The organism is Pseudodesulfovibrio portus (assembly GCF_026000375.1).
GTDB classification, from domain to species: domain Bacteria; phylum Desulfobacterota; class Desulfovibrionia; order Desulfovibrionales; family Desulfovibrionaceae; genus Pseudodesulfovibrio; species Pseudodesulfovibrio portus.
The window spans coordinates 581520-594045 of record NZ_AP026708.1; the positions used below are offsets into that span (position 1 = coordinate 581520).

13 protein-coding genes and 1 tRNA gene are annotated in these 12526 nt (G+C 58.5%); 10 read left to right on the forward strand and 4 right to left on the reverse strand.

What is annotated here, in order from left to right; translation table 11 throughout:
• Positions 1-60 precede the first annotated feature (60 nt).
• Positions 61-384 (reverse strand): hypothetical protein, encoded by a 324-nt coding sequence (locus OO730_RS02935; RefSeq protein ID WP_264983086.1) that lies wholly within the window; start codon positions 382-384, stop codon positions 61-63.
• A gap of 322 nt (positions 385-706) precedes the next feature.
• Between OO730_RS02935 and OO730_RS02940 the strand changes: the two genes are divergently transcribed.
• The 8 genes from OO730_RS02940 to OO730_RS02975 all read left to right on the forward strand — a co-directional run bounded on the left by OO730_RS02940 (position 707) and on the right by OO730_RS02975 (position 7906).
• Positions 707-2329 (forward strand): ABC transporter substrate-binding protein, encoded by a 1623-nt coding sequence (locus OO730_RS02940; RefSeq protein ID WP_264983087.1) that lies wholly within the window; start codon positions 707-709, stop codon positions 2327-2329.
• A gap of 173 nt (positions 2330-2502) precedes the next feature.
• Entirely contained in the window at positions 2503-3480 is a 978-nt protein-coding gene (locus OO730_RS02945) for an ABC transporter permease (protein WP_264983088.1), read from the forward strand.
• Between the two features lies 1 nt (position 3481).
• Entirely contained in the window at positions 3482-4399 is a 918-nt protein-coding gene (locus OO730_RS02950) for an ABC transporter permease (protein WP_264983089.1), read from the forward strand.
• Positions 4400-4402: 3 nt separating this feature from the next.
• Positions 4403-5374: an ABC transporter ATP-binding protein gene (locus OO730_RS02955; RefSeq protein ID WP_264983090.1), complete on the forward strand. Its 972-nt coding sequence runs from the start codon at positions 4403-4405 to the stop codon at positions 5372-5374.
• A 2-nt stretch (positions 5375-5376) separates the two neighbouring features.
• A complete protein-coding gene (locus tag OO730_RS02960) occupies positions 5377-6384 on the forward strand; it encodes an ABC transporter ATP-binding protein (protein WP_264983091.1) in 1008 nt (335 codons plus the stop codon).
• A 484-nt stretch (positions 6385-6868) separates the two neighbouring features.
• Positions 6869-7378, forward strand: coding sequence for a hypothetical protein (locus OO730_RS02965; RefSeq protein ID WP_264983092.1), 510 nt, complete (start codon positions 6869-6871; stop codon positions 7376-7378).
• A 21-nt stretch (positions 7379-7399) separates the two neighbouring features.
• The gene (locus OO730_RS02970) at positions 7400-7690 is read left to right on the forward strand and encodes a hypothetical protein (protein ID WP_264983093.1); all 291 of its coding nucleotides are present in this window, start codon (positions 7400-7402) and stop codon (positions 7688-7690) included.
• A gap of 118 nt (positions 7691-7808) precedes the next feature.
• Positions 7809-7906, forward strand: a tRNA-Ser gene (locus OO730_RS02975).
• 247 nt (positions 7907-8153) lie between these two features.
• On the opposite strand, the gene OO730_RS02980 is transcribed toward OO730_RS02975, so the two are convergent.
• Both OO730_RS02980 and OO730_RS02985 read right to left on the reverse strand, forming a co-directional pair.
• Positions 8154-9863 (reverse strand): FAD-dependent oxidoreductase, encoded by a 1710-nt coding sequence (locus tag OO730_RS02980; protein WP_264983094.1) that lies wholly within the window; start codon positions 9861-9863, stop codon positions 8154-8156.
• 51 nt (positions 9864-9914) lie between these two features.
• Positions 9915-11090 carry an aminotransferase-like domain-containing protein gene (locus OO730_RS02985; protein ID WP_264983095.1) on the reverse strand — a complete coding sequence of 392 codons (1176 nt, stop codon included), beginning with the start codon at positions 11088-11090 and terminating at the stop codon, positions 9915-9917.
• Between the two features lie 155 nt (positions 11091-11245).
• Between OO730_RS02985 and OO730_RS02990 the strand changes: the two genes are divergently transcribed.
• Positions 11246-11425, forward strand: a complete 180-nt coding sequence (locus OO730_RS02990) for a hypothetical protein (protein ID WP_264983096.1) — start codon at positions 11246-11248, stop codon at positions 11423-11425.
• 42 nt (positions 11426-11467) lie between these two features.
• Positions 11468-12235: a substrate-binding periplasmic protein gene (locus OO730_RS02995; protein WP_264983097.1), complete on the forward strand. Its 768-nt coding sequence runs from the start codon at positions 11468-11470 to the stop codon at positions 12233-12235.
• Positions 12236-12308: 73 nt separating this feature from the next.
• Here the strand turns inward: OO730_RS02995 and OO730_RS03000 are convergent, their stop codons facing one another.
• Positions 12309-12479, reverse strand: coding sequence for a hypothetical protein (locus OO730_RS03000; RefSeq protein ID WP_264983098.1), 171 nt, complete (start codon positions 12477-12479; stop codon positions 12309-12311).
• Between the last annotated feature and the right edge of the window lie 47 nt (positions 12480-12526).

Here is a 12526-nt window from a genome sequence, read left to right on the forward strand (position 1 = left end):
ATTCGGGTTGCGAAGGTTTCCCTCCTCATCGTCACAATTCCGGATTCGGTTTAGATGCGATCAGAAAAGGATGCCCGAGCTCCCGCCCACCAGGACCCGCACCGTGCGGTAGACGTCCTCCGGCCCACCGGCTGCCGGGCGCATCTTCACGTTCACGTCGCCCGCCCCGTCGGCCAGGCCGGTGAACAGGTAACGCACGCGCGGCTCGCCGCCATCCTCGTATTCAAGATACCGCTCCATGCGAAACAACGCCGGATCAAATGAAGCACCCGTGAGGACGTAGACGCCGTCGACCGGGTACGGTACGTCCACCCCGAACGCCTCGCCCTTTTCCACTGCGATTTCGGCCTCATAGTCGTCATCGAGGAAAACGACGTCCGCCACCTCCAAACCGACGTCGTCGGAATATCCACCAAAACAACCGGGCAAAGTTAGAATAAAAGTCGCCAAAATGATAAATCTGCAAACTTTCATGAACATAATTCATCCTTAAAGACGTTAAGGCATATCCCATTCCACTATTGTTAAAACAAAATGAAAAGTGTATGCATAGCGTGATTTTGTCCGCTCCTTCTTACGCCCTGTTCCGGGGTTCAAGCAACCCCGGATGAGCAAGACCGGGCGGGCATATCCGTCCCATGGACGGAGGAGAGGTATGGAAAGCGCCACTGTTGGCGTAACTGGTTAAATTTATGGAGGAATCAATATGAAACTGTCGACGTTCAAGTCCGCCGGCAAATTCTCTCTGCTGTTGCTCACCCTGATCGTGGCTCTGATGCTGGTCGGTTGCGGTGGCGAAGAGAAAAAAGAAGCCGAAAAAGCCGCTCCGGCTCCGGAGGCCCCTGCCAAAGTCACCCTGAAACTCGCCATGGATGCCGATCCCGTCTCCCTGGACCCCCATGTCCAGCTGTCCGGCGGCATGCTGCAGTACTCCCACATGGTTTTCGACTCCCTGGTGCGCTACGACCAGGACATGAATTTCGTGCCGCGCCTTGCTGAAAAGTGGGAACGCATCGACGACCTGACCATGCGCTTTTACCTGCGCAAGGGCGTCAAGTTCCACTCCGGCAACGACTTCACCGCCGAAGACGTGGTCTTCACCATCGACCGCCTGAAGAAATCCGACGACTACAAAGGTCTGTTCGAACCCTTCGTCGGCGCGACCGTCGTGGATACCCACACCGTGGACCTGGTCACCAAGAAGCCTTACGGCCTGGTGCTCAACATGGCCACCTACGTCTTCCCCATGGACAAGATGTTCTACTCCGGCACCGACGACAAGGGCAAAGCCAAGGACCTGATCATCAAGACCGACTACTCCTTTGCCAACGAGAACGAATCCGGCACCGGCCCGTTCGTCGTCACCCAGCGTGAGCAGGGCGTGAAGACCGTCTTCACCCGCTTTGCCGACTACTGGGACAAGAACGGCAACATCGAGGAAATCGTCCTCTCCCCGATCAAGAACGACGCCACCCGCGTGGCAGCCCTGCTGTCCGGTGATGTCGACTTCATCATGCCCGTGCCGCCTCAGGACCTGGACCGCATCAAGTCCACCGACGGCTTGAAGCTGATCACCATGTCCGGTTCCCGCATCATCACCTTCCAGCTCAACCAGCAGCGCAACCCGGCCCTGGCCGACGCCAAGGTCCGCCAGGCCATGGCCTATGCCTATGACAACAACGGCGTTGTCGAAAAGATCATGAAGGGCTTCGCAACCGCTGCCAGCCAGATGTCCCCCAAGGGCTACGTCGGCCACAACGAGAACCTGCCCCTGCGCTTCGACCTCGAAAAAGCCAAGGCCCTGATGGCCGAATCCGGCTACCCCGATGGCTTCGAGGCCACCATGATCGCCCCGAACAACCGCTACGTGAACGACGAGAAGATCGCCGAGGCCTTCGTCTCCATGATGTCCAAGATCGGCATCAAGATCTCGCTGAAGACCATGCCCAAGGCCCAGTACTGGGATGAGTTCGACGCCCAGGCCGCCGACATCCAGATGATCGGCTGGCACTCCGACACCGAGGACTCCGGCAACTTCTACGAGTTCCTGTCCATGTGTCGCAACGCCGAGACCGGCTACGGCCAGTACAACTCCGGCAACTACTGCAACGCAAGAGTCGACGAACTGACCCTGGCCGCCCAGACCGAGACCGACCCGGCCAAGCGCGCAGCCGATTGCCAGGAAGTGGAAAAGATTCAGTACGACGAAGCCGGCTTCATTCCGCTGCACTGGCAGAATCTGTCCTGGGCCTCCAAGTCCGGCATGAACACCGAAGAAATCGTGAATGTCATGAACTTCCCGTACTTCGGAGACCTGGTCATCAAGTAGGGACAATCACCACTTGCCTTGACGGAAAAATAACAATAAAGGGGAACCCCGGCCTCGGCCTGGGTTCCCCTTTCACCTGACAGGCGTCTACTGGTGCCTGATTAAAAAAGACCAGTAAAACCAATACCGGCCACAATCCCGTGCCCGGGAAACACAAGCGTCAACGAGTCAACATGTTTGCATTCACCGTAAAGCGAATCATACAGGCCGTGATCGTCATGCTGATCATCAGCTTCATCGGATTCGCCATCAAGCACAATTTCGGCGACCCGATCCGCGATCTCGTGGGCCAGCGCGTCACCCCTGCGGAGCGGGCCCAGATCAGAGAACGCCTCGGGCTCAACGACCCGTTCATGGTCCAGTACGTCCGCTTCCTGGGCGATGCCATCCAGGGCGATCTCGGCCAGAGCTATTTCTTCAAGAAGCCCGCCGCCGAAGTCATCGTCAAGAAAGCTCCCGCCACCATCGAGCTGGTCTTCTGCGCCGCCATGATCATCGTGGTCCTGTCCGTCCCGCTGGGCATCCACGCCGCCATCAAGCCAAAAAGCCTGTTGTCGCGGTTCGTCATGGGCGGGTCCATCGTCGGGGTGTCCATGCCCGTCTTCCTGACGGCCATTCTCCTTATATATATTTTCTCGGTGGAACTGCACTGGCTGCCATCCTACGGCCGGGGCGAAACCGTCCAGCTGTTCGGCTGGTGGGATTCCGGGCTGGTGACCCTCGACGGTCTCAAGCACCTGATCATGCCGTCCATCGCGCTCTCCTCCATCATGCTCCCGCTGTTCATCCGCCTGATCCGATCCGAGATGATGGAAGTGCTGGAAAGCGAATACGTCAAATACGCCTGGGCCAAGGGCCTCAAGCCCCGCCGCGTCTGGCTGGTCCACGCCTTCAAGAACACCCTGCTCCCGGTCATCACCGTGGGCGGCGTTCAGCTCGGCATCATGGTGGCCTTCACCATCCTGACCGAGACGGTCTTCCAGTGGCAGGGCATGGGGTCCATGTTCATCGAGTCCGTGGAGCGCTCCGACACCTCGCTGATGGTCGCCTACCTCGTGTTCGTGGGCATCGTCTTCGTGCTCGTCAATACCCTCGTGGACATCATCTACGGCCTGGTCAATCCCACGGTCCGCGTGGCGGGGAGGCAATAGCATGAGAACCCGCTGGCAACGCTTCAAAGACTCCTACATGCTGCACAGCTTCCTCCACGACCGCGTGGCGATGACCTGCTTCGTTATCCTGGCCGTGCTCGTGTTCTCGGCCTTTGCCGCTCCGGTCATCGCGCCGCACGATCCCTACGACTCGACCACCATCGACATCATGGACGCCCAGGTGCCGCCCTCCTGGTCTCCCGGCGGGGACGCCAAGTTCCTGCTCGGCACCGACGCACAGGGCCGCGACATGCTCTCCACCATGCTCTACGGCATGCGCGTGTCCATCCTCATCGGCGTCGGCGCGGTCTGTCTCCAGGCCTTCCTCGGCATCGTGGTCGGGCTGCTCTCCGGATACATCAAGAGGCTGGACAACATCCTCATGCGCATCGCCGACGTGCAGCTCTCGTTTTCCACCTACATGGTCGCCATCTTCATCGGGGCCATCGTCCAGACCGCGTTCGGCGTGGCCGGATACGACAAGGTGGCCGTCCCGCTGATCATCGTCATCATCGGGCTGGCCGAATGGCCCCAGTACGCCCGAACCGTTCGCGCCTCGGTGCTGGCCGAACGAGGCAAGGAATACGTCGAAGCCGCCCGCGTCATCGGCCTTTCCAAGACACGCATCATGTGGCGGCACATCCTGCCCAACACCCTCTCCCCGGTGCTGGTCATTTCCACGGTCCAGGTTGCCAACGCCATCATGAGCGAAGCCGCCCTCTCCTTCCTGGGACTGGGCATGCCCGTGACCAAGCCGTCGCTCGGCTCGCTCATCACCGCCGGATTCGAGTACATCTTCTCCGGCTCCTGGTGGATCACCATCTTCCCCGGCATCCTGCTCGTCACCCTGATCCTGGTCATCAACCTGCTCGGCGACTGGGTGCGGGACTTCCTCAACCCCAAACTCTACAAGGGGTAATCCGTGGAAAAACTCATTGAAATAAAGAATCTCCGCGTGGACTTCGCCCTGCGCTCCGGAACGGTCCGGGCCGTGCGCGACGTCAACCTGGTCATCAACAAGGGCGAACGCCTCGGCATTGTCGGCGAATCCGGCGCGGGCAAATCCGTGCTCGGCTTCTCGCTCATCAAGCTCATCTCCAAGCCCGGCAAGATCACCGGCGGCGAGATCATCTTCGACGGCACGGACATCTCCAAGTACTCCGCCGATCAGATGCGCGACATCCGGGGCCATCACATCTCCATGATCTTCCAGGACCCCATGATGACCCTCAATCCGGTGCTGACCATCGGCACCCAGATGAAGGAAACCATCCTGGCCCACATGGACGTATCCGAAAAGGAAGCCGAGGCCATCTGCCTGGACAAGCTCAGAAAGGTGTACATCCCCTCACCGGAGAAGCGCCTCAAGCAATACCCGCACGAATTCTCCGGCGGCATGCGCCAGCGCATCGTCATCGCCATCTCGCTGTTGACCAGCCCCAAGCTGATCATCGCGGACGAGCCGACCACCGCGCTAGACGTGACCATCCAGGCCGAGATCATGGACCTGCTGCTCGAACTCTGCGAAACCGAGAACATGGGGCTGATCCTGATCACCCACGACCTGGCCGTGGTCTCCGAGGTCACCCAGCGCATCGCCGTGCTCTACGCGGGCAAGGTGGTGGAACTCGGCCCGGCCCAGGAAATCATCAAGAACCCGCGCCACCCCTACACCAAGGGGCTGATCGCCGCCCTGCCGCAGATGGCGGGCGGCAAAAAACGGCTCAACCAGATTCCCGGCATGATGCCGTCGCTCCTGGACATGCCCCAAGGCTGCCCATTCGAGCCTCGGTGTACCGTCCGCCTGGAGCGGTGCAAGACGGAGATTCCGGTTCTCGCCGATGTTGAAAACGGAACGCAAGCAGCCTGCTTCGCGTGCGAAGGAGGCAAATAATCATGACCGCCATCCTTGAAATCCGCGATGTGGACAAACACTTCGACATCTCCGGCTCCTTCATCGACCAGCTCCGGCTCTCGGGCGGCAAGATCGTCCGCAAGAAGACCGTGGTCAAGGCCGTGAACAACGTCACCCTGGACGTGCAGCCCGGCGAGACCCTGGCCGTGGTCGGCGAATCCGGCTGCGGCAAGTCCACCCTGGCCCGCACGGTCATGCGCATGTACCGGCCCAACAAGGGCGAAATCCACTATCGCGGCGAGCGCATCGACAACCTGAGCTCCGCCAGGATGCGCCCATACCGCACCAAGATGCAGATGGTCTTCCAGGACCCGTACGCCTCCCTCAACCCGCGCATGACGGTCCGCCAGATTCTTGAGGAGCCTGTCCGCTTCCACAACCCGGACCTGACCCGGGCCGAGGTGCGCGACCAGGTGGCCGAGGTCATGACCCAGGTGGGCGTGGACCCGGTCTGGGCCACCAACTACCCGCACGAGTTCTCCGGCGGCCAGCGCCAACGCATCTCCATTGCCCGCGCCCTGGTCGTGGACCCGGAATTCATCGCCGCGGACGAGCCCATCGCCGCGCTGGACGTTTCCATCCAGGCCCAGATCCTGAACCTGCTCATGGACGCCCAGGAACAACGCGGCCTGACCTACCTGTTCATCTCCCACGACCTGTCCGTGGTCGAGCACATCTCCAACCGCGTGGCCGTCATGTACCTCGGCTGCGTCTGCGAACTGGCCACGGCCAAGGAGCTGTTCTCCAACCCGCAGCACCCGTACACCCAGGCCCTGCTCTCGGCCATCCCCAAACTCGGCGGCCAGGCGGGCGGCCACATCCGCCTCTCAGGCGACGTGCCCACCCCCATCAACCTGCCCACCGGCTGCGTGTTCCACGGTCGATGTCCGCACGCCAACGACCGTTGCGTCCAGGAAATCCCCCAGCAGCGCACCCTGGCCAACGGCACTGTCGTCGCCTGCCACGGCGTGGAGGAAGGACGGATTTAAGATGCCTCCGGCGGCTGGGGGAAGGGGAAGGAAAAACCTTTCGTGAAAGGTTCTTTCCTTCCCCTTCCCCCAGACCCCCATCCCCTTTCTTTTCCAAAGCTTTTTAGTGCGCCTCCGGCGAGGGTGATGCTGGTTGGAAAGGATATGCCGCATTCCGGGGGGATGGATTATCAGTGTTCATTTTCAAAAAGGCCTTGATTGACAATATGTCAATCAAGGCCTTTTCGAATTCTAGATGGACATTCAACATGCAGGAATGCGGTGTCGATCTAGGGTATACCCAAGATGGACTGGCCTGAATCGCACTGAAACGGAAAAGCCAGAAGATCAAGACCGCCCGTGGATGCAGATGGCACACGAGGAACGTGAAGAGGCTGATGGTGCGGCTGAGGAAGACTCTGGGGATGTGACCTAAAAGCTGCAGTCTCTTTTCATGGCCGGGGACTAGTGATATAGAATGGCAAACAGAACAAGGTGGTAACAGATGAAACAGGTTGTCCTTGTACTTCTATTCATTTTTGTATTTGCCGGAATTTGCTGGGGTAATGATCAAATTGATATGGTGAAAATGAAATCTGCAAGCCAAATAGAATATAAAAAAGCGTATGAATTATATAAAAAAATTTCAGATAGAAGAGAAATGTTAAGTAGGCCTTCTAAGGAGTATGATGAGCTTGATTATCTCTATGAAGTGTCTGATAAGTACACGGATTATTGCAAAGCATTAAAAGCAATGTCTAATATTGCATTTCAAGTTGATGGTTGTGACAATAATTGTAAAAAAGATTTAAACTATAAGTTCCAATCTGGGGTGTATGATCATATGGGAGAGCTTGTAGGCTTGGGAATGGCTATTAGGGGTGGAAGAGAATATATTAACACACCGCTAGGAGTTGAATATTTTTTTAAACTAAAAGACACAATAGATGCTGGACTCATAAATTTTAATCATATCTTGAAAATAGACCTTCCTTATTTTAAATTTGCTGAGTAAGGCAAACGCAATGGAGACGTTATGAGTGCGGATAGAATTAATGAGCTACATCAAGAGATCGAAGACCTTCAACGTCATGCTGGACGACTTGAGGAAGAAACCAAATCGTCAATCAATGAACTAGCTCTTCTCGGCTTACTCATATCCCTTGGAACGATCGGCATTACGGGTGGTGCAAGCCTCATACTTGCCATCGGCCTTGCATGGTACATGTTTGATTACAGGAAAAAATATAAAAAGAACAAAGAAACGTTGAACCTTGTGTACAAAGAAATCAGAATGATCAAGGAAGAAATCGCGGAACTCTCTTGATTTTTGCTACATCAACTTGCTACATCACAGCCAGCAGTTGCTGCGGTGAATTGCTGAAAAACAGACCCTCGGACAGTTTCTTTTGACTCCAGTTGCACTTGGATAAGTGCCTGAATCAGCGGAAGAAACCGAGTCCGGCTTAAGGAGCACGCCTGGAAAGCGTGTACAGGGGGAACTCCATCGGAGGTTCAAATCCTCTCCTCTCCCTCCGCCCCATTCTCCAAAAAACACCCCGCGATTCGGGCAAGAAAAAACGCCGCACCATGTTTGAACATGGCACGGCGTTTCTCGTTTTTACTTGCCCGAATCGCCAACCCGCTACGGCGGGCCTTGTCGATACGCCCTCGCCGGAGGCGACGATGGGGGTCCAGGGGGCTTTGCTCCCTGGCGGGTGCAGGGCAGCGCCCTGCCTGTCGGAGACGCCCCTGCGGCGAGCAGCCGCCGGAGGCATCCCTAGACCATTCTACAAATCCACCCCGTATTTTTTGATGGAGGCCATGCCGCCGTGGATGTTGGTCACGTCCTTGTAGCCCTTTTCGGTGAGCATGATCTGGGCCTCATAGGACCGTGCGCCGGTGTTGCAGACGAGCACGATGGGCTTGTCCGTGGGAATTTCGTCCAGCCGGTTGTAGATTTCGCCCTGGGGCACGTTGTGCCAGAACTCCGGGTTGCGCTCCATGTAGGGAACGGCGTCCGCGTTCTCGCGGCAGTCCAGGAAGAAGCAGGCATCCTGGTCGCGCTTGTCCCACAACTCCTTGAAGCCGTCGGGGCCGACCCCGCGATTGATGCCGAGCAGGGCGTTGTCCGCCAGGTTGGCCAGGGTGTTGAGGATGTCCATGGCTGCGGCGAACGGCGGGGAATAGGCCAGCTCCATGTTGGAGATATCGTCGATGGTGGGGCCGGACTTGAGGATGGCGGCCACGGCGTTGATGCGGCCGACCATGGCGTCCCCGGAGGAACCGAAACCCTGCACGCCGAGCACGCGGCGGTTGGCCTTGTTGACCACCATCTCCAGGGTCATCAGTTCCTTGGTGGGATAGAAATGGGCGCGGTCCTGCTGTATGAGCAGCACAGACATGGCGTCGAAACCGGACTGCTTGGCGGATTCCAGGCTGAGCCCGGTTCCGGCCATGGAGGTTTCGAAAAGCTTGACCACGAAGGAGCCGACCACGCCGTCGAACCGGGCGTTGCCCCCGGCCAGGTTGGTGCCGATGACGCGCCCCTGGCGGTTGGCCATGGAGCCCAGCGGCAGGAAGGCGTCCGCGCCGGTGACCAGGTTCTTGACGATGCAGCAGTCGCCGCCCGCGTAGATGTCCGGGTCGTTGGTGCGCATGAACTCGTCCACGTAGACGCCGCCGCGCTCGTGCACGTACAGCCCGGCCTCCTTGGCGATATCGGAGTTGGGCACCACGCCTGCGGAGATGATCACGGCGTCGGCGTCGAGGGTGCGCTTGCTGGTGACCACGCGGGTGACGCGGCCGTCCTTGCCCTCGATGCGCTCGACGGTCTCGCCGAAGTAGAAGTTCACGCCGTTCTCTTCCATGTGCTTCTGGCCCATGGTGGCCAGGGCCGGGCTGACCAGGCGGGGCATGATCTGGTCCATGATCTCGACCACGGAAGTCTCGACCCCCCACATGTCGGCGTAGGCCTCGGCCATTTCCAGGCCGATGAAGCCCGCGCCGATGATCACGGCCTTGCCCACCTGCCCCTTGGAAATGGACTCGCGGATGCAGGTCGCGTCGCCGGGGTTGGCGACGTAGTTGACGCCTTCGAGGTCCTCGCCCGGCAGGCCGAGCTTGCGCGGGGCCGCGCCCGTGGCGATGACCAGCTTGTCGTAGTCGATGGACGCCTTCTCGCCGGTCTCGACGTTTTCCACCTCGACGCGCTTGTTGTCGCGATCGATGCGGGTGGCGCGGGTCAGCACCTGGACGTCCACCCCCTTGACGTCCTTGAAGAACTGGGGATCGCGGGTCATGTGAAAGCTGGTCTGGCAGAGCTGCACCGCGTCGGACACGTCACCGGAGACGTAGTACGGAATGCCGCAGCCGCCATAGGAAATCATGGAACTCTGGTCGATCATGGTCACGGTGGAACCGGGCTCCAGCCGCTTGAAACGACAGGCGGCCTTCGGCCCGAGGGCCACGCCGCCGATGACAACAATATGTTGGGACATTGAATACACCTGGATATGTTCTGCCCCGGCCATCCCTCATGGCCGGAAACGTTATTTCATGAACGCCTTGATGGCCCTGCCGAGTCGGCTGACGCCCTCTTCGATGCGCGCTTCGTCGGCATTGGAGAAATTGAGGCGCAGGGTGTTTTCGCCGGTGCCGTCCACATAGAACGGCCGTCCGGGAACGAACGCCACCTTCTCCTTGATGGCCGCGTCGAACAGGTCCATGGAAGACATGTACCCGGGCAAGGTCGCCCAGAGGAACATGCCGCCCTCGGGACGGGTGATGGTCACCTCGGCGGGGAAATACTTGCCGATCATCTCCACCATGCATTCGCGCTGGCGACCGTACCGCTCCTTGATGAGCGCCACGTGCGCCTCGATGTCGTTGGTCTCGAGATAGCGGCGCATGATGGCCTGGGACACGGTGGAAGTATGCAGATCGGCCGCCTGCTTGGCGATGACCAGCTTGTCGTAGGTTTCCTTTCCAGCCACGACCCAGCCGATGCGGAAACCGGGGGCCGCGATCTTGGAGAAGGAGCCGCACAGGATGCCGGGGGTCTTGCAGAAGGCGTAGACGCTCGGCAGGTGCTCGCCCAGGAAACGCAGCTCGCCGTAGGGATCATCCTCGACAAAAAGGACACCGTACCGATCCGTCAACTCGGCCACGGCCTTGCGCTTTTCAAGGGAATAGCTGACGCCCGACGGATTCTGGAAATTGGGCACGGCATAAAAGCACTTGGCCCCATCCTTGAAGGCGGCTTCCAGTTCTTCGAGATTCGGGCCGTCGTCCTCCAGGGACACGGTCACGAACTCCGGCTCGAAGATGGAAAAGGCCTGGATGGCTCCGAGATAACCGGGCCGCTCGATGACCACCTTGTCCCCCCTGTCCAGAAAGACCTTGGCGCAGATGTCCAGAATCTGCTGGGAGCCGGTAGTGACCAGAATGGAATCCGGGTCCACGGTCAGGCCGCGATCCGCATACCGCTTGGCGATGATGGCCCGCAGACCGGCGTCGCCCTCGGTGGTGGAATACTGCAACGCCGAGGCGCCGATGTCGGCAAAAACCTGCCGGGAGGCCTTGTCCATGGCGTCGACGGGAAACAATTCAGGGTTGGGGAGGCCGCCCGCAAAGGAGATGATCTCCGGGTCGGCGGTGACTTTCAGGATTTCCCGGATGAACGACCGATGCACGGTGCTCATTCTCCGGGCGAATTTGTCAGGCATGTTCTACTCCTTATCTCAGGAAGTTGAGATACTCTGAAAACCCTGACCTTGCAAGAGCCTGACTGATTGCATGGCGCACAATTATGACGGCGTATATCAATAAGGAAATGGGGATCGGCAGACGGCCGATCCCCGGGGCAAGAAGAGGAGAATGCATGCTGATGCTGTTAACGGCTCCGGCGTCAGTCGTTCCGACAACGTCTGCACCGGTTAACTCGGATAACTATGTTTATAGTAACTATTGCCGCATTTTTGTCAACCAGTTTTATTCGACACGGCACCTGCCGAAAAGAAAGGAATTCCGGTTTTTACCTGGAACAGGTATTGCATTGTGAGCCCAAGTGTTGCTAAAAGACGAAAACTTGACAGGACTATTAATGCGCACCACGACAGCCCTGATTTTCACACTGCTCTTCACGTTTCTCGCCACGACAGCCAGCGCGGACAGCTTCACTGCCCTGGCCGCACCCTATCCGCCCTACAGCGTCAGCAAGGGGCTGACCGTCAAAGGCGTGTCGGTTGCGGCCCTGAACGCCATCATGGAAATGTGCGGCACGCCGCTATCCGATCGCTCATACAAGCTCACCCCGTGGGCGTATGCATACGAATGCGCGGCGCGCACGCCCAGGCAGATCATCGTCAACGCCAAACGCACGCCCGTGACCGAGCCGCTCTACAAATGGGTCGGGCCGGTCATGAACTCGAAGATCGTGCTCATCGGGCGCAGGAAAGACAACCTGGTCATTCCGTTCAAATCCGACCTCAAGAAGTACCGCATCGCCGCAGTGCGCTGGAGCCGCCCGGAAAAGGCCCTGCTCGAGGGCGGATTCGCCAAGACGGAGCTGAAAAGGACACCGACCCACGTCAAGTCCCTGCGAATGCTCGGCAACGGTGAAGTGGACCTGTTCGCGACCAACGAACGCGGGGCCCCTTCCCTCTTCGAAGGGCTGGGCATGGCCCTCGACGAATTCGTGATCTACCATGTCTATGAAGAAGAGCCGCTCTATTTCGCCTTCAGCCGGGACACCGACGACAGGCTCATCTCCCGTTTGAACAAAGCCCTTGAAGAATTCAAATCAAAAAACGGCGCCGGTCAGAGCCGGTTCGGCCTGACGATGTCGGCCAACGCCTTGTCCATGAAATAAAAAACCGGCCGCACTCAAGTGCGACCGATTCATGCAATCGATCTTAAAAAAAGGGACCTCGCGGTCCCTTTACTTATTCTTTGTCAGGAGACCAGTTGGGATCGCGGTATTTGTCCGGGTTGTACAGACGCCAGTCGGAACCGTCGTCGTACTTCTCGTCAGCACCCGGGAACGGCGTGAAGGTCTTCTCGTCCTTCTTCTCGTTCTCATGCGAATCAACATTTTCGAAATAGGCTTTTTCCATGACAATCCTCTGATATTGCTATCTTTTCCTTCCCCCTGAAGGAAGAA

What these genes read in the sequence shown, in the direction of transcription:
- OO730_RS02940 (WP_264983087.1), top strand. Translation starts at nt 707, where the DNA reads ATGAAACTGTCGACGTTCAAGTCCGCCGGCAAATTCTCTCTGCTGTTG.
- OO730_RS02945 (WP_264983088.1), top strand. Translation starts at nt 2,503, where the DNA reads ATGTTTGCATTCACCGTAAAGCGAATCATACAGGCCGTGATCGTCATG.
- OO730_RS02950 (WP_264983089.1), top strand. Translation starts at nt 3,482, where the DNA reads ATGAGAACCCGCTGGCAACGCTTCAAAGACTCCTACATGCTGCACAGC.
- OO730_RS02960 (WP_264983091.1), top strand. Translation starts at nt 5,377, where the DNA reads ATGACCGCCATCCTTGAAATCCGCGATGTGGACAAACACTTCGACATC.
- OO730_RS02965 (WP_264983092.1), top strand. Translation starts at nt 6,869, where the DNA reads ATGAAACAGGTTGTCCTTGTACTTCTATTCATTTTTGTATTTGCCGGA.
- OO730_RS02970 (WP_264983093.1), top strand. Translation starts at nt 7,400, where the DNA reads ATGAGTGCGGATAGAATTAATGAGCTACATCAAGAGATCGAAGACCTT.
- OO730_RS02980 (WP_264983094.1), bottom strand. Translation starts at nt 9,863, where the DNA reads ATGTCCCAACATATTGTTGTCATCGGCGGCGTGGCCCTCGGGCCGAAG.
- OO730_RS02985 (WP_264983095.1), bottom strand. Translation starts at nt 11,090, where the DNA reads ATGCCTGACAAATTCGCCCGGAGAATGAGCACCGTGCATCGGTCGTTC.
- OO730_RS02990 (WP_264983096.1), top strand. Translation starts at nt 11,246, where the DNA reads ATGCTGATGCTGTTAACGGCTCCGGCGTCAGTCGTTCCGACAACGTCT.
- OO730_RS02995 (WP_264983097.1), top strand. Translation starts at nt 11,468, where the DNA reads ATGCGCACCACGACAGCCCTGATTTTCACACTGCTCTTCACGTTTCTC.
- OO730_RS03000 (WP_264983098.1), bottom strand. Translation starts at nt 12,479, where the DNA reads ATGGAAAAAGCCTATTTCGAAAATGTTGATTCGCATGAGAACGAGAAG.